Source organism: Cytophagaceae bacterium ABcell3 (assembly GCA_030913385.1).
GTDB lineage: Bacteria > Bacteroidota > Bacteroidia > Cytophagales > Cytophagaceae > ABcell3.
Genome location: CP133159.1, coordinates 1,143,282 through 1,160,418, shown reverse-complemented (window position 1 = coordinate 1,160,418; position 17,137 = coordinate 1,143,282). Strand labels below are relative to the sequence as shown.

Below are 17,137 nucleotides of genomic sequence, written 5' to 3'. Positions count from 1 at the left end.
GTGCGGGGAGGCAGCTATAGTGTTTGATATTAGAGTTTTAACCACCATCCCAAAATTCTAACAACAAAAACCAGCGATAACCTCCAAACTGGCAAGAGCCGAAAAGTAGACAAAAAGAATAACTCCATAATCAGCAGTCCGATAGCTACTAAGGGCGGGAGGGGACTCTATGGCTGGCGTGGGCATATTGCGGCTTGTGGGGTGCCGGATTTTTAAAAATGCCGCAATTAAGAACTGCCTTTGACAATGAATCGTCAGTTAAGGCATTTTTTTGGCAGGGAGGCACTGTGCGTTTAGCGCGTGGCAATATGCCTTTCAGCCATAGTGTCTTTTTTTGGTTACCTTTTTTGGACAAGCAAAAAAGGTAAGAAAAAATGGAGAATGAGCTTTAGGTAACATTAGCTCATTAGGTTTATAATAAAGCGACCAATGTAATGATTTGATAATTCGAAGAAATACATCCTACCATTACCCAAACAGACCCCGCAACAGGTGCGGGAAGGCAGCTATAGTCTTGGTTTTTAAAGTTTAAAACAACCTGTCAAAGGTTATAAATAGAAAATACCAGATTAATAGATTTTAGAATAACAACCGTAGGGGCTCTCCGCAACCAGATTGCCGCGGCATTTTTTCATAAGAAACTAACAATTTAAACTTCAACCAAGAACTCTTTCCATCGCTACCTTTTGCCTCGCAATGACGGTTACATTTTGGTTTTCTGTCAATTACATTCATAATAACCGGTCATCCCGAGAAACGAGGGATCTGTAGAACCTGAGAACTAGGTTGTATCCCCTATCCTTAAAACTAAAAAAGGGCTGTCTAACGACAGCCCTTCGGTTTATGAAAAAATTAAGTGTTGTATTAAAATTCCCACAGGTTATGTTCGTACTCAAGAAGATCATGTGCAGCCCATGATGAAGCCATGATACCTTTTTGTTGATCGCCACCATAAATGTCAACCAAGTACTGATTCATAGGGTTAGAAACCCTAATGATATAAGAACTAAACAATCTAAGTTCAAAAGCATCAGCAAGGTTAATGTGAGAAGCATCATTTTGCGGATTATACCAAATAGCTTCAGGGTTATCCTTGAACAACTTTTCAGTAACTTCTTTATAGCTGAAAGATGCTATAGGAAGCTGAATTCCTTTGATGTTTGCTCCGTGGTCAGCAGGCACAAATAAAGTAATAGCTATAATGTCATAGTACATTCTAGATCTTTCTTTATCAAACAAAAGATCTTCTTTGATTTCCATTTGATAAAGGTCACGAGGGAAGTAGTACTCCGTTCCAGATGAATACATGAAAGAAGAGTCTCCCATTTGCAACATGATTTCTTTTTCTTCCGGAGAAAGTTCCGGCTCTGAAGAAGGCATTTCTATTGCTTCCTTAAATTCCGCAATTGTTAATTGACCACCATCTTCAAGAGAGTCATTACGGTAAGGAGTAATGATGCCGTTTTCCACAGCTTCGATGAAAATTCTGGTAATTTCCCTTTTTTCAGAGAAAATCGGCTTATTTTGCTTTTCTCTCAAATCCAAAGCCCTAATTAGGGTCTTTCTGTACATAATATCAGATTCATGTACTGGCCTTAGAGAGTATTTATTATATCCATCTTCATACATAATGTCCTTTATCTTTGTCTGGGCTTGAAGCCCAGACAATCCAGATAATAAGACAAATGCCATAACAATAACACTTAATTTTTTCATAACATATCCTGTTTATTATAAAATAATTTAGTTCAGAGGTATATTTTTAACAGTCGTAGGAATAGAAACCTCTTCTAATTCATTCAGGAAGTTCATTCTAACAACTTTCTTAATCTCTACCAAAATCCTGTCACCAGGCTGTGCTTGAGAAGCGAAAGTAGCTAAGTTTCCATTTTCTGAAGTAAATACTTGAGGAGCTCCTACAGGTCTCTTCCCCCTTACAAGAATGGCTTCCCATTGTGCTACTCTGTAGCGCGCATCCTTTGGAAGGAAGTTTTTGAAACTTTCATCAGGTATAGCTTTAGCAACAAGCATTCTAGGTCCAGGAGCTGGCACACCAGTTTTCTCATTTACAGGCTTGCCTTTGTCCCAGATTTGAAGTTCAGGTCTAGGAACCATTCTCACACCAAAGTCTTGATGTCCAATAGGGTTACCATTACTAGCTACATTCAATCTAACCTTAGCTTTGTTAGGAACTAGCGTAACTTTACCTTTTTCAGAACCAGGAATTACTTTAGCACCAGTAGCAGTAAACTTAGGGTTATAAGTAGACCCTAGAGCAGGCACTTGCACATCAAGTTCATTACCACAGTTCATGTAAAGAGCAGATACCGCAGCAGCTTGAATCGATATTACAGGCTTAGCAATAGTATACTCTTCCGTTACTGTAAAAGTAGTATCCCTACCTTTATTCTTAATAGTAATAGACCCAGTCCAAGTTGCTTTTGCATTACCTTCTTTGTCATATTTACCAGCAGGCTTAGCAACAAATGAAACCTGACCTTTACCATCTACTACAGGAATTTCTTTTCCCTCATATTTCATAGTAGGAGTAATAGAGCTAGAAGATGCTGCAATAAATAATTCAGCTTCATACTTAGTTCCAGCAGCAACTACATTTGACCTAGGTCTAACCATTGCCACTACTTGGTCGAAGTTAACTTTATGTGCACCAACTTCACTTGCTAACATAGTAAGTGCCTCGTTTTCGTACTTTAGCACCTCAGACTGCTTTTGAGCAATCATAGCAAGCGCAGCTACCATTGGAGTTTGGGCAAAGTTAATTTGTGCGAAATCCTTTGTTCTTTGACTTTTGTCATTCTTAAACAATGGATCTTCTTTGCCATCCATGGCAAGTTTAGGAGCTTTTACGCCAACTTCATTCAAATAATCTGAAAAAGCATTAAGACGCTTCTGAAGCTCATACGCATCTCCACTTTTCTTACCTTCAGGGCCAAGCATAATTTCCATTACCTTGTCCTCTTCTTTAGCTCCGGCATAAGTACTGTCATCATTGTACCCACCGGTTTTTTCGATAAGCATGTTCCTTAGGTCGTTCATGTAATTTACAAGCTCAGTAGTCCTATCTCTAACTTCTTCAGCTTTTTCCACGACCTTAAGGTCTTTTTCATCGTTACCTTCTTTTTCAACTGTTGCCCTAATGGACCTTACAGTTTCATCATGTTCTATACCCGCCTTATCATTAACAATCATCAAACTCGTGTCCAGAAATTGAAATTTCTGAATAATCACGGCGCTGACTTGTAAGGCTAGCAAGGCAAGAAGAACTAGGTACATCATACCTATCATCTTCTGTCTTGGGGTTTCTTTTCCTCCAGCCATATTTTAAAATCTTATAATTTTAGTTATTAAAATAATTTTACAATAAGAAAGGATTATCCTTTCATAGCAGTCAGCATGTTGCCGTATACATTATTTAGTGAAGTCAAGTTCTTAGACAGTTTGCCAAGCTCTTCTCTAAACTGCTCAGTATCTTTGCTTGCATCAGCCATATTCTCCATAGCAGAAGAAAGGTTGCTGTAGAACTTGTTCATAGCTCTAATGTGGTTGTTAGCGTCAGAAAGTTCCATTTCGTATACAGCGTTCAAAGCACCAAGGTTTTTAGTGATATTTTGAACCTGAGCGTGATACTCTTTAGCGTCTGTAGAAGCGTTAGCCATTTCAGCCATAGCTTCAGCAGTTCTAGCATAAGAGCTGTTCATATCAAGTAGTGACTGAGAAGCAGTCTTAACATTGTTAGCATATTCATTAGAAGCAACAGATGCATCAGTGATATCTTTCATACCAGAAACAGTTGTAGAAAGAGCTTCAAAGCTTTGACCAAGTCTACCGATAACATCTTCATTGATATTAGCGTCAGCTAACATATCATCAAGCTTTCTTGTAACACCAGAACCTGCAGGAATTAATCCATCCTCTTCTTCTTCTTCTTCATACTCTTCGTCATAATTATCTGCCAATTGAGGATAAACTCTAGCCCAGTCTGGATCTTTGTGTACAGGCTGGAAGGCACTAATTACGAAGATCAAAGCTTCAGTACCAAGACCAATGATAAGCATTAGACCAGCACCAGGCCAGTGCATAATTTTAAATAGTGCTCCAACGATTACAACTGCACCACCAAGGCCGTATACCATAGGCATGACCTTATTAAAGAACACATCTGCAAAACCACCTTTACTTTTACTCATTGTTTTAAAGATTTAATTTGTTTAACAATTTACCTTTTTTATTTAATTAAGTTTGAACTTACAAACGGATAAGTGAGAGACTTATTTCGGTTATGAATTAAAATTCAGAACCAGAAGATCTACCAAGATAAGTCATCACGCAACGGAAGCCTACATAAGATTTAGCCGAATCCTGATACTCGAAAGTTCTTGTACCAGTTTCAAGATAGTAAGCTATATCTTTCCAAGAACCTCCGCGGATAATTTTTCTAGGCTCATCATCATCATAATAAGTAGGGTTAAGATCCCACACAACTGGCACAGCAGCATCATAATAAGCGTCTTCACACCATTCAGCTACGTTTCCAGCCATATCATAAAGGCCAAAATCATTTGAGAAGTAAGATGCAACAGGGGAAGTATACATAAAACCATCATCATAGTAGTTACCTCTACCAGGCTTGAAGTTTGCTAGCATACAACCTTTCGCATTTCTTATATAAGGGTTACCCCAAGGGTATTTAGCCATATCTCTACCACCTCTAGCAGCATATTCCCATTCTGCTTCTGAAGGAAGGCGGAAATTAGGCATTTTGAAAAGCCCATGCTCGGCTCTCCAGTTATTCATGTGCTTGGTTCTCCAGTCACAGAAGATTCTAGCAGCCCACCAGTCAACTCCTACAACAGGGTATTCGTCAAAAGCAGGGTGTGCATAATAGTATTCCATCATAGGGTCGCCCATATGGTGAGAGAAGTCTTTAACCCATACGGTAGTGTCAGGATAAAGTTCTGTCATAATATACTGCTCTCCCAAAGCTTCCACAGAATCATTAAGATAAACATCCATGAACTGTCTATATTCATTGTTTGTTATCTCAGTCTCGTCCATATAAAAGCCACCAATTGTTACCTGTTTGTTCAGGTTGATCTGACTTGCTGGAACGTCTTCATCTGCTTGTCCCATGTGAAAGGTACCAGACGGACACGTAGTCATACCATAAGGGACGGTCATAACCCATCCTTCCCTATCCGGCACACCTATCAGGTCACCGCCGCCATCCGGACCTCGCTGGCAACTTTGAAGCAAAGCTGCTGCTCCTAGGCACGCAAAAAGGCATAATTTACAAATAACACTTAATTTATTCATAACTTCCGAGTTTAATTTACTTCTTAATAGGTTTTTCTATTTATTGATGATCTAGGTTGTGCTTAACACTTCGCCTCTTCTAAAACTTGTCTTAAAAAAGCATTTTCCCAACTATTGCTTAAAGACAAATAAAACTAAATTTATTACTATTTGTTTTAGAAAAAGTTCTACAATATAAAGAGTTTTTAATAACAATCCAAGAAAAACTTTATTTTAGAACTTGAAACGGGCAAAAAAATCCCAACATTCATTAGTCACCATGTCTATAACGAGGAGTCCTCACCGGTGGATTAGGCTGTCCAAAAGGATTGGGAATCATATAAGTTAGCATAATTTCATGCGAAGTCCGCTTTTTTGCGTCAACACCGCTTGTAACAAAATCAAACGCATACCCAAGCCTTAATGCATCCATACCTTGGGCGTTCTTTAATAAATTAATCCCTACCATTAAGATAATATCGTCGTTTGACCAACCTAATCCTTCACTAGCCCCACCCCGACGTTCTCCTATAGATTGACGAACATGCAATCCTGCATATATTTTTTCTTGAAATGTAGCATTAAAACCAAATAAATATGTCCATGTATTAATATCACTTTGAAGGAGCGCTGAAGGAGTTACCACTAAACTTGGAAGCACCTGGAAGTTGTAACCACCCGTTATATACATATGGTTACTCATTCTAGAGTTGACCCCGTCAAGACTAAAATCTATATTTGGCCTAATCAGGTGGTTAAAGCTAGCTCCAAAGTAATACTTTTTGTGGTGATACCAAATACCTGCAGAAAGATCCGGATTGAACTGGGACAAACCCCCACTATTGACTAACTGTTGGTAAACCTCATCTTCAGGGTTTACAACTATATAGTCTCCGGTATGAAGCCGCTGGTTCATAAAACCACCACTAACTCCAAGGCCTAACATACCTGTACCAATTTTAACATGCTTAGAAAGAGACACGCTAAGGTTAATATTGGTAATAGGCCCTAATCTATCATACATCATGAAACCACCCACCCCAATTTTTTGTTTAGGAAACAAGGTAGACCCACTAATGATAGTGGACTGTGGTGCACCACCACTAAAATTGGTAGGTTCATAGTTTAACCACTGGGTTCTATGAATACCTGTAAACCTCGTCTGCCCATCTACACCTGCAAAGCCAGGATTATAATATAGGCTGTTAAACATATATTGACTAAACTGCGCATCCTGCTGAGCGTTAGCAGTTCCGCCAAACAGTATAAACAAGGCAAATATTACGAAATATCTGGTTTGTTTCATATAAGCAAGGGCCGGGTTTTATTGAATATGATAAAAATATAAATATTTATTTAAATAAAATAATTTTTCATTTAAATTTTTCTAGAAACATGGCTAACTCGGGGATTTTTATTTACGCAGCCTACTCAATATTGTTAGCTTTTTTAATATAAACCTCTAATGCACCCGTCATAGAAGGGGCATTTGGCAGAGGCGCCTCAATGTCAAGTATCAATCCTGCATCCCTCACAGCTTTAGCGGTTGTTGGCCCAAAAGCAGCAATTCTAGTATTCTTTTGCTCAAAATCAGGAAAGTTAACAAACAATGAGTTTATCCCTGAAGGACTAAAAAAAGCAATGATGTCATAGTTAACATCCCTTAAGTCTGACAAATCGCTGGCCACAGTCCGGTATATAACTGCTTCTGTAAACTTAATGTTATTGGATTTAAGAAAAGAAGGGATATCATCTTTACGAATATCTGAGCAAGGGAACAGATATTTCTCATTTTTATGCTTCTTAAGCACGTCTTCCAGGTCGCGGGCAGTCTTATGGCCTACAAAAATTTTACGCTTCCTGATTACTATGTACTTCTGCAAATAGTTGGCTGTTTGTTCGGAAATACAAAAGTATTTCATATCAGCTGGCACCTCAATCTTAGCTTCTGAACAGATACGGAAGAAATTGTCCACGGCATTCCTGCTAGTAAATATTACAGCAGTATGGGAGAGGATATCAATTTTCTCTTTCTTAAACTCTTTTAAACTAACAGGCTCCACTCCTATAAACGGCCTGAAGTCGATCTTCAAATTATATTTCTCTGCCAATGCAAAATATGGAGACTTGTTGTCTGATGGCTTCGGTTGAGAAACTAAGATACTAGATACTTTAGTTAAACGATCTCTACTTTCCTGGGTCTGAGTCACATTCATTTTATATAAAGTATTATTAGAAATTTTAAAACTTTAAAAAATATTAATATTTATTAAAATCTTTATAATAACGAACAAAGGCAATATTTCTGAAATACAAAGGTAAGAAATTAAATAGAAATTTCTAAATGGAGAAAACTTAAATATCAAAAGGCTTGATTTTAACATAATTATAAGTAACACGCCAAATATGCCCCAGAAAAAATAAATGTAAGAAAATTCAAATCTAAAAAAATTAGACACATTAAATACGACAGCCAAAAGGACAAATGCAATATTTGATATTGACAACAGCCTGATAAACTCACTAAACTGGTTCCCAACTAACGATGATGTTTTAAACACACTCCCGGTAATCAACAAATATAAATACCGAGCCAAAAGAAAAACCAAAATAAACCCTGTAGCTTTTAAAAACCCTATAAATGTATCTGGGTGAAAATTCATCATATCATAGATCTCTCGGACTTCTGGACGGGCATTCAGTAAAAGGGAGACCAAATAAAATGCAAATGTATTTATAACAATTAACCCCCAAAAAGTAATACCATCTGCCTTTAGTGTATTTTCATCATTATCTGTTATCGATAAGATACTTTTTACACTTAAAATATCCTTAAACCTTTTAGGATATCTGTTTTTCAAAAAAACAATACATGAAACTGTTATCAAAAATACAATAAGTGTCAGGTCCTGATACGGGACATGGTACCTAGAGGGATAAATTGGCAAAAGATTGTCCGAAGGAGAAAAAGTGGCCGAATGCCCAATGTAGGAAGATTTAACAAAACGTCCTGAGGGGTCGTACAGTGAAATCAACAACTTCCCTTTAGAACCTTCCGAAAATTGATTCAAAGAAAAAGTCTTCTCTTCCCATTTACCCGAAACATTCTTATAAAAAAGCTTATTGTTAAAATACAAAGATAGATCTGGCGAAGCGGTTAAGTTTAAGTTATATTTCTTGTATCTGTGAAAGTTTATTTCTTGAAAAATATGGTCACTTGAAGTATATCCGGCAAAATAAGGGCGTTCCTCATTATTATATAAGTAACTCCACTTATTGTCCAGCCGATTAATTACAATATTATCCGCCCCTTTTCCTGAATTAGCGTATACTTCTAGGCCATTTAAGGTCAGAAGAAGCAATGTAACATAAAAACCAAAAAACTTTATATTCATTTCATTTGAAACTTAGCCGTACCAGAAAACAATTCAATTATAACAGAAACGATCAGTGCTAGCAGAAATAACATGCTTATCAAAACCGTACCATCAAGGTGGGACAAATAGGTAATAAGGCTAATAGAAAATATATTCAATGCCGATAATGTACCCACAGTCCCCATCTGGGTCAATCCCATATCAACAAGACGATGATGAATATGGTTTTTATCTGGGGAAAAAGGTGACACCCCAGATAGTATACGTAACACAAACACCCTTAGTGTATCCAGTATAGGAATAAATAAAATAGCCATAGCTATGGCAGGTGCATTATGTACCGCTTGCATCTCAATAAACTGTATGGACAAAACTGCAATTATAAAACCGCAAACCAAAGACCCGGTATCGCCCATAAAAATAATTGCTTTATAAAAATTGTAACGCAAAAAACCTGCTATTCCGCCTAATAAACAAAAGGAAACATAGGCATAAGGCACAAAATCTGTCCCGCCAAATAATAAAAAATAAATTCCATACATAGCAGAAATAATAGAAATAATTGTTCCTGCCAGGCCATCCAGTCCATCAATTAGGTTAACAGCATTAGTAAGTCCTATAATAACCAGAAAAGTAAATGCGTAACTGGTTCCATGATCCAATTCATATATGCCTAAAACACCTTGAAAGCTAGTAATGCGAATATCTGCTATAAACATAACAATTCCTGCCGCCAAAACCTGAACAAAAAATTTCTTGAATGCAGACACAGTAATTATATCGTCTTTAAGCCCTATAAAAAAAATAACCAAACAAGCCGCCAATAACTGCTGAATACCCTCGACAACTTCGCCAAAAATAGTCAAAGCAGACATAAAACCAGCAAAAATAGCCAAGCCCCCAAGCCTAGGGGTCAAAGATTCGTGAATAGTCCTCAAGTTAGGCTTGTCCAGCAACTTTTTTACATGGGCTACATATATTATGGAAGGTATCGCAAACACGGATATCAAAAAGGCCCACAAAAAACAAAGTATTGAATAATATATATATAGCATTAAAAGATGCTTATTTAATTAAAAACGACTGACAAATCCAAAATGTATTTTTGCCAGACTTAAATTTAGAGGTTGACTGCGCGACATACCCATGGAATATACAAAGTTAAAAACTCCAGGGCCAGATGAAAAGCTTACCCCTACCCCAAAACTTCGGGGTGCATCAACCTTAAACTCTTCATTATAACGGTTTGAAACCACCCCTTGGTCATAAAACACAAGCAAATATGAGGTTTCTTCTGTAAAAAAACGGTATTCTATAGTAGCCAACCCGTAGTCAGAAGCATAGAAATTATTTTCATTAAAGCCCCTTAAGCTCCTAAGCCCTCCTATACGGTAAAGGTCGTTCACAAAGATATTGTCTTCGTTGTTAAATATCATTCCTCCCTCGCCCCTAAACCATAAAACACTTTTTTTCCCGATCGGAAGATGTTTATGAACAAAAGACCGTAACATCACTTGCACAGATCTTAACTGTACATCATCATATATTTCCTCATTCCAAGTAACATTCTTTCTTATAATTTTATTTCCTACAGTGGCAGTAGCAGAAAAACGCCACCCTTTATGAGGGTAGAAAATATCATCAAGGTTGTGCCAACTATAACCACCACCATAACTGATAAAATCATAGTCTACCATCTCGGGCAGTTTATCAGGATCCGAAATTGGATATCCAGACAAAACCCTCGAAGTGCGATACCCAGAGTAAAAGGTAACCTTACCCTTCGTGTTTAGCTGATGGTGCAAACTTAAGCTACGGTCAATATTAATGAAAGAGCTGTCTTGCTTAAATAGGTTAAGGCTACCTTCTACATCAATACCTGAATGAAGAATCCTTGAATGGTAATAATTTACATCAAGAACCTGGGAGGCTTGCATAAACCTCCTCCATTCAAGAAAAAGATTTTTACCACTATTAAAGAGGTTCTTCAGGTCTAAGTTTACTTCTCCAGTAAGTAAAAGTTTGCCATCTTCAGCCTCATTAGGCAAAAAACCTATAATACCATCTACCTGATTAACCTTTCGGTCTTCTAAAAAAACACCTACTTGGGCTTTTCCCCCACGAAAAGTCACGACAGGTGGCCTCGACTGCTTTAGATATGGCAACTCACGAATAAGACGGGTAATATTATCTACTTTGGATTGGTCATAAAGCTGCCCTTCGTTGATTTGCAAATAACCAGCTAAGAAATTTTTTTTTATACTTGCCTCTCCTTCTATATGTAAAGAATCAAAAGTAATGGAGGGTCCTTTTTCAAAATTTATACAACCAGCTATCATTTCGCCTTCTATAGTAATGCTATCAATTTTAACACAGGCAAAAGGGTGGCCTGAATTTTCGGACTGCTCAATAATGCGCTGCTGTAGTTTGGCAAAATCTTTATAAGAAAATGCCTTCTCTCTATATAGTTTTTCTTTATAGCCTGACTTCAAAAGGATATGATCAGGGATATTCCCTTGGGTAAGCGATGCCCATTTATATAGAGGCCCTGACTGTATGGAAACAAATACCGTATCGCCCTTTTGAACCATAGAATCGGCAGATGCTGCTAAATATGCTGATGCATAAAATTGACCCAAGATCTGGTTTACTTCTTTAACTATAGAAAGGGAGTCAGAGTGAACTTTTTGATAATTAACTTTGTGAGTGGACTGTATATTTAGAAATAGCTCTCCATCCTCATCTGCTTGAGCAAAGCAAAGAGGTATAGTAGAAATAAAAATAACTAAGAGCCACCTAATCATTCACCTTTTAACGAAAAAAGTTCCTTCTTTTGTAAAAAAAATTAAAAATGTCAGGATTATACATCCATATTCCCTTTTGCAGACAGGCATGCCACTACTGCAACTTTCATTTTTCAACCAACCTCAAGGTTCAGGAAGACATGGTACGGGCCATCTGCTTGGAGATGGAAATGCGCAGAAACTACTTAGGTACAAAAATAATAAAAACTATTTACTTTGGGGGAGGAACACCTTCCTTACTAACAGACAAGCAAATAGACACTATATTTAACACTATAAATAAATACTTCTCCCCTTCCGATGATGTAGAAATTACCTTAGAAGCCAACCCAGACGACCTTACAAAAGACAAGCTATCAATTATTAAAAACTATTTTAACCGACTGAGTATAGGAGTCCAAAGTTTTGACCAAGAAAATCTGCGGTTTATGAACAGGCTCCATACCTCTACAGAGGCTGAAAACTGCATAAAAGAAGCGCAGCAATTCGGTCTTAATAATATAAGTATAGATTTGATATACGGAATACCCGGCTCTAATCTGAATAATTGGCAAAAAGACTTAAATAAAGCTATAACCTTTAATGTCCCACACCTTTCTTGTTATGGGTTTACCATAGAACAAGGTACCGTATTTGGGAATTGGCTCAAAAAAGGCAAGCTTAAACCTGTGGAAGACGAGGAAGCATCTGAACAATTCGACTCTATGATACATCAACTGGAATTGGCAGGTTATGAACATTACGAAATATCAAACTTTGCCTTACCTGGAATGTATTCAAAACATAATACAAGCTATTGGCAAGATGTCCCTTACCTTGGTTTAGGTCCAGGAGCTCACAGTTATAATAATATAGCTCGACAATACAATGTATCGAACAACCACCAATATATAACAGCTATCAATCAGGGGAGATTACCCAACGAAGAGGAACTTTTATCAGAAACTGATAAAATAAATGAATACATACTCACTACTTTAAGAACAACATGGGGTATGGACATGCAGGTGCTGATAGAAAAAGGGTATAAAGAGAGCGATTTGACGAATGCCATTGCTGAATATAAAGAACAAGGATATGTGGAATTAAATGAGGGCAAAGTAAAACTAACCCCAAAAGGGAAAATCATAGCAGACAAAATAACATTGGACTTGATAATTCTGTAATATCAAACCAACATTATGTGTTAATACATAGATATTTTTTATATTTGTAACAGAAACTCCTTACCATTAATGATACAGGAACAAAAGAAATCCATTCTCCTACTTAAGGCCATTATATTTAGTTATCATGGAATAAAAGATAACGAAAAAAGCATTTTGGCAGAAAGTGCAGAGCAAATTGACGGCTCTGAAGAATTAGAGTGGGTCTATGATTTTCTTAACAAAGACTCTGTATCTACTTTTGAAAGGGCAAAATCTTTCTTTCAAGAAACAATTGCCAATTATGACACGGAAACTAAGCTCGCTTACTTAAGTGAGACTTGGGACGCTGCCAGCAAAAAAGGCTATGTGACAGAAATGGAAGCCATGGCTATGCTTACACTGGCCAAAGACTGGAAGGTTCAAAAAGAACTACTTGGTCTTATAAGAAAGAAAAATCAGTAGCAATACCCCCCGTTTTAAAAGCTGCTATAACTTTTAACAATCATCATATAAAAAAATAGGCCACCATATCAATGGCAGCCTATTTATATCTGTAGAAAGAAAAAGCTTATTCAACTACAAGTCTTTCGACCCCAACAACTTCACCGTCTGCCATTATATAAACTAGATAAATACCTGCGTTTAAAATAGATGCATCGAAAGACGCACCAGTAGGGCCACCAGCAAAAGAATGTACATCCTCTCCCATAGAGGTAGCTATTCTTACCTGAATGTCCATGCCACTAACAGCGTCATAATCAATTCTTGTTGTTCCTCCAGAAGGGTTCGGGTACAAGGCAAGGTCAACCTTCATTCTAGCCCTCGCAGCCGAAGTGGTCGTTTCTGTCTGCGCTGAAACAATACCTGAGAAATCAGAGACCTCGCCCTCCACTACAGAAGCAATGCTAAAATCATAAGAGGTCTCAGGAGAAAGGTCCGAGACAAGGTAGTCATTTACATCGCCTGCCACAGTCAGTGTATCCCAGTTTCCACTGTCAGTCTCCTGCCAAGCAATTAGGTAATTGTCTGCAAGCTCTACAGCATCCCAGTTTAACTGTATTTCGGTATCAGAAATAGCATCAGCCTGGAAGTTTGCAGGAACTACAGGTGTACCAGGCTCCACTTCGTCACCAATAAGTACAGTTACAGTTTCAGATGGCTCAGACTCAATATGCACATCATCTTCGGCATGATCATATAACGCCCTGACACGAAAATCGTAATGACCTTGAAAATTATACGGGTCTTCTGTAAGTACCGGAGATGTCCAAGTAACATTATTGAACTGTTGCAACTCATTCCAGTTATCAGATCCCTCAGGCGCATAGTCCAGTGCATATCCAGTAGCATTTTCTACTGCATCAAGACTTACGGTTATTGTATTATTTGGATGAACGTTTACTTCAAAATTTTGAGGCGTATCCAGAGCATCTGGATGATCAACTTCGCCGTCTGTAGTTACAATAATAGGATCAGTAAATGGAGATAACTGACCATCAGCATAAGTAGCAACCATAAAAGAATATTGTGTACCAGCCTCAAGGTCAGAAACGACATAAGGGCGTTCCTCATCTGCATCTATCGTCAATTCCTCAACTTCCTCACCTAGTTCATTCCAGTGCACCAAATACTCATCGGCACCTTCTACATCATCCCAATCTAGCTCGACTTCTGTTTCAGAAAGAACCTCTACAGAAAAGTTTTCTGGAGCATTAGGAAGCTCAGGCTCTTCTACTTCGTAGTCTCCAACTACAATATAGTCAATCTCAACCCAAACATCGTCATCGTTGACAGAACCAGGGTTTATAGTAAGGTTAACATTTCCAATATTAGTAGCGTCTACTACTATACCACCATCTTCATCTTCACAGTCGCCACCATATTGACAAAGGAATTCAGCAACACTGATTTCGAACTCTTGAAAAGATTCCGACAAAGTCACAACCCCATTATCCATACAGTTGTCGCAATTGGTAGCATGGCCGTCCGCATCAGCTACGTGTACCTGAAGTTGTGTTCCTTCTGCTCCCTTGGCGTTAATGATAATCGTAGGGTTTTCACTAATATCAATGTATTGCTGTTCTTCACCACACTCATGATTAAAACCATACCAAACAGGTGCGTATTCAGGGTTGTTACCCATGCCAGTAATAACCACTGTGTTATCCTCTGTTCTTTCAGCTTCATAAACCTGTCCCATTTCTTCATCATCCTCAATCCATGCCTCTAGCCCAATCCAGCAAGGCTGAGGTTCGTCCTCACCTGCTACATCAAAATCTGAACGAAAGCCTGTGCCCTCATCATTAATCGATTGACCGCGTGCACCCATAATTGACAGTAAAAAAATACTGCATACAAGTAATACTTTCTTCATACTCTTCATTGTTTTTAAGTTGTTAAAAGTCTGTTTTATATTAAAAAAATTAAGATACTTGCACATCCTAATGTCAAAGCCCGTTATAATTGGCAGTGGCAGTTGATTAAACCCATTATTGATTAGCACATTATCTCTTTCACTATGAAGTGCAGCGTTGTTCTAAAAATACTCATCACATTATCAGGTTTATTGCTATCGATACCAAGCTCTGCTCAACATCAAGGAATCAGTCATTACGATACCCTGAGAGGAAAACTTCATGAGTACAGAAATTGTTTAGAGCTTTCTTTCTACGACCTGCAGCTAAGGATTAACCCTGCACAAAAATCTATATCTGGAAAAAATGCTATTCATTATAAATCAACAAGAAATCACAGCAAGATTCAAATAGACCTATTCTCAAATTTTATTATAGACAGTGTGATTTCCTCCTATGAAATAGCCAAAATTGAAAGAGACAGCAATTTTATTTTTGTAAGATTTAAGAACCCTGTACCACAAGGTGCGCAAAACATTGTAACCATTCACTACAGCGGGAAGCCCCAAGAAGCTAACAATCCACCTTGGGACGGGGGATTTGTCTGGTCAAAAGACAGTTTAGGCAGAACATGGGCAGGTGTAGCTGTAGAAGGTATTGGCGCCAGCCTTTGGTGGCCTAACATAGACCATATATCCGTGAAGCCAGACAGCATGCATATGGCATTTGAGGTTCCCGACAGCCTCGTTTGTGCGTCGAACGGAAGACTGGAAAAGAAAATCCCGCTAAACGACGGCTATACCCGGTACCACTGGAAAGTTACTTATCCAATCAACAACTACAATGTTACCATGAACTTAGCTCATTATGCCAGCTTTGATGATCATTACCTCAGCCAATCTGGTGACACTTTAGACTTGCAATATTATGTCCTGGACTACAATCTAGAGAAAGCTAAAAAACATTTTAAACAAGTGCATGACATTATTGGAGGCTTTGAGAATTTATATGCGCCATACCCTTTCATACGCGATAGCTATAAACTTATAGAAACTTCTTACTGGGGAATGGAGCACCAAAGCGGTATTTCTTATGGCAACAACTATAAAACAGATTATTTTGACTTTGACTACATTATCCTCCATGAATCCGCACACGAATGGTGGGGCAACAGTATAACCGCTGCCGACCATGGAGAGTTGTGGATACATGAGTCTTTTGCTACTTATACAGAGGCACTGTATATAGAAAAAAAGTTTGGTTATCATGCCGCTTTACAATACCTCGCTCACCAAAAAAAGATGATCAAAAATAAAGAACCCATGCTGGGACCTTTACATGTAAACTTTCATCACTGGGAGCATCCGGACATGTACTATAAAGGAGCATGGATGCTACACTCTTTAAGACATTATGTCAATAATGATGACTTATGGTTTCAAACATTCAAAGACATTACCAATGACTTAGCTTACACTATTGTAAATACACAAGACATCATTAACTATTTTTCGAAGAAAACAGGAAAAGACCTACAACCCTTTTTTGACAGATACCTGAAGTTTGCTTCACCGCCAAACTTCATCTATAAAATAAAGAAAAGAAAAAACCATAGTATCCTAACGTATCACTGGGACAAGAAAACACCTGATTTTGATATGCCTCTAGATTTGATAATAGACGGCAAGGAGGTCCTACGTATTTACCCCACTACCCAAAAGCAAAAGATAAAAATTGAAACGGATGGCAACATTAGCATAAAAAAGGACTTCTATATAAAAGTAAAATCTTATGACCTATAACCAACCACCAAGGGTTGAAAAGTCAATATCCACAAGCAATATAAGCCGAGACACCAATAGGCTGACTATCGGCTCTTTTGTAACACATGATATTTCCTATTTCTTCATGTGGAATAAAGAAATATAGAATAACCTTTCAATTATATTTGAGATCTCTTTATCTTAGGGCCTGCTGAAAAAGTCACAAGTGTGCAAGATACGCATGGCCTTACATGAAGACGTATTGGAATACTTCGAATGTAAGGCCATAAAGTAGATTGTGCGCTTGTGGCTAGCCCAAAAAAAGTATTGGATTAGAAGTCTCTCAATTTACTGTGCACGGTAAATTAAGAAATAACC

Annotated in this window: 13 protein-coding genes; 3 read left to right on the top strand and 10 right to left on the bottom strand. The window is 37.9% G+C overall.

All coding sequences use genetic code 11. From position 1 onward, the window contains the following. Window positions 1–864: 864 nt before the first annotated feature. The 9 genes from gldN to RCC89_04860 all read right to left on the bottom strand — a co-directional run bounded on the left by gldN (window position 865) and on the right by RCC89_04860 (window position 11,494). Window positions 865–1,716, bottom strand: a complete 852-nt coding sequence (gldN, locus tag RCC89_04900; GenBank protein ID WMJ72501.1) for a gliding motility protein GldN — start codon at window positions 1,714–1,716, stop codon at window positions 865–867. 27 nt (window positions 1,717–1,743) lie between these two features. Then, window positions 1,744–3,339, bottom strand: coding sequence for a gliding motility protein GldM (gldM, locus tag RCC89_04895; GenBank protein ID WMJ72500.1), 1,596 nt, complete (start codon window positions 3,337–3,339; stop codon window positions 1,744–1,746). Window positions 3,340–3,392: 53 nt separating this feature from the next. After that, the gene (gene gldL, locus RCC89_04890; GenBank protein WMJ72499.1) at window positions 3,393–4,208 is read right to left on the bottom strand and encodes a gliding motility protein GldL; all 816 of its coding nucleotides are present in this window, start codon (window positions 4,206–4,208) and stop codon (window positions 3,393–3,395) included. A 97-nt stretch (window positions 4,209–4,305) separates the two neighbouring features. Further along, the gene (gene gldK, locus RCC89_04885) at window positions 4,306–5,334 is read right to left on the bottom strand and encodes a gliding motility lipoprotein GldK (protein ID WMJ72498.1); all 1,029 of its coding nucleotides are present in this window, start codon (window positions 5,332–5,334) and stop codon (window positions 4,306–4,308) included. Window positions 5,335–5,584: 250 nt separating this feature from the next. Beyond that, window positions 5,585–6,619 (bottom strand): type IX secretion system membrane protein PorP/SprF, encoded by a 1,035-nt coding sequence (locus RCC89_04880; GenBank protein WMJ72497.1) that lies wholly within the window; start codon window positions 6,617–6,619, stop codon window positions 5,585–5,587. Between the two features lie 121 nt (window positions 6,620–6,740). Next, window positions 6,741–7,529: a uroporphyrinogen-III synthase gene (locus tag RCC89_04875; GenBank protein ID WMJ72496.1), complete on the bottom strand. Its 789-nt coding sequence runs from the start codon at window positions 7,527–7,529 to the stop codon at window positions 6,741–6,743. Between the two features lie 33 nt (window positions 7,530–7,562). Then, entirely contained in the window at window positions 7,563–8,708 is a 1,146-nt protein-coding gene (locus RCC89_04870; protein ID WMJ72495.1) for a DUF4271 domain-containing protein, read from the bottom strand. After that, on the bottom strand, window positions 8,705–9,691 hold the full coding sequence (locus RCC89_04865) for an MraY family glycosyltransferase (protein WMJ72494.1): 987 nt from the start codon (window positions 9,689–9,691) through the stop codon (window positions 8,705–8,707). Before RCC89_04865 ends, RCC89_04870 begins: the two co-directional genes overlap by 4 nt. Before the next feature lie 72 nt (window positions 9,692–9,763). Then, the gene (locus RCC89_04860; GenBank protein WMJ72493.1) at window positions 9,764–11,494 is read right to left on the bottom strand and encodes a BamA/TamA family outer membrane protein; all 1,731 of its coding nucleotides are present in this window, start codon (window positions 11,492–11,494) and stop codon (window positions 9,764–9,766) included. Between the two features lie 47 nt (window positions 11,495–11,541). Here RCC89_04860 and hemW point away from each other — a divergent pair, with 47 nt between their 5' ends. Further along, window positions 11,542–12,660 carry a radical SAM family heme chaperone HemW gene (gene hemW / locus RCC89_04855; GenBank protein WMJ72492.1) on the top strand — a complete coding sequence of 373 codons (1,119 nt, stop codon included), beginning with the start codon at window positions 11,542–11,544 and terminating at the stop codon, window positions 12,658–12,660. 69 nt (window positions 12,661–12,729) lie between these two features. Further along, on the top strand, window positions 12,730–13,104 hold the full coding sequence (locus RCC89_04850; GenBank protein WMJ72491.1) for a hypothetical protein: 375 nt from the start codon (window positions 12,730–12,732) through the stop codon (window positions 13,102–13,104). 106 nt (window positions 13,105–13,210) lie between these two features. Here the strand turns inward: RCC89_04850 and RCC89_04845 are convergent, their stop codons facing one another. After that, complete coding sequence (locus RCC89_04845) at window positions 13,211–15,016, bottom strand: fibronectin type III domain-containing protein (protein WMJ72490.1); 1,806 nt, start codon at window positions 15,014–15,016, stop codon at window positions 13,211–13,213. Window positions 15,017–15,160: 144 nt separating this feature from the next. On the opposite strand from RCC89_04845, the gene RCC89_04840 reads away from it, so the two are divergent. Next, entirely contained in the window at window positions 15,161–16,798 is a 1,638-nt protein-coding gene (locus RCC89_04840; protein ID WMJ72489.1) for a M1 family metallopeptidase, read from the top strand. The last annotated feature ends 339 nt before the right edge of the window (window positions 16,799–17,137 follow it).

Bases quoted from the DNA above. Each gene is read 5' to 3' on its own strand.
- RCC89_04880 (WMJ72497.1), bottom strand. From the start codon at position 6,619: ATGAAACAAACCAGATATTTCGTAATATTTGCCTTGTTTATACTGTTT.
- RCC89_04875 (WMJ72496.1), bottom strand. From the start codon at position 7,529: ATGAATGTGACTCAGACCCAGGAAAGTAGAGATCGTTTAACTAAAGTA.
- gldK (WMJ72498.1), bottom strand. From the start codon at position 5,334: ATGAATAAATTAAGTGTTATTTGTAAATTATGCCTTTTTGCGTGCCTA.
- gldM (WMJ72500.1), bottom strand. From the start codon at position 3,339: ATGGCTGGAGGAAAAGAAACCCCAAGACAGAAGATGATAGGTATGATG.
- hemW (WMJ72492.1), top strand. From the start codon at position 11,542: ATGTCAGGATTATACATCCATATTCCCTTTTGCAGACAGGCATGCCAC.
- RCC89_04840 (WMJ72489.1), top strand. From the start codon at position 15,161: ATGAAGTGCAGCGTTGTTCTAAAAATACTCATCACATTATCAGGTTTA.
- gldN (WMJ72501.1), bottom strand. From the start codon at position 1,716: ATGAAAAAATTAAGTGTTATTGTTATGGCATTTGTCTTATTATCTGGA.
- RCC89_04870 (WMJ72495.1), bottom strand. From the start codon at position 8,708: ATGAATATAAAGTTTTTTGGTTTTTATGTTACATTGCTTCTTCTGACC.
- gldL (WMJ72499.1), bottom strand. From the start codon at position 4,208: ATGAGTAAAAGTAAAGGTGGTTTTGCAGATGTGTTCTTTAATAAGGTC.
- RCC89_04845 (WMJ72490.1), bottom strand. From the start codon at position 15,016: ATGAAGAAAGTATTACTTGTATGCAGTATTTTTTTACTGTCAATTATG.
- RCC89_04850 (WMJ72491.1), top strand. From the start codon at position 12,730: ATGATACAGGAACAAAAGAAATCCATTCTCCTACTTAAGGCCATTATA.
- RCC89_04860 (WMJ72493.1), bottom strand. From the start codon at position 11,494: ATGATTAGGTGGCTCTTAGTTATTTTTATTTCTACTATACCTCTTTGC.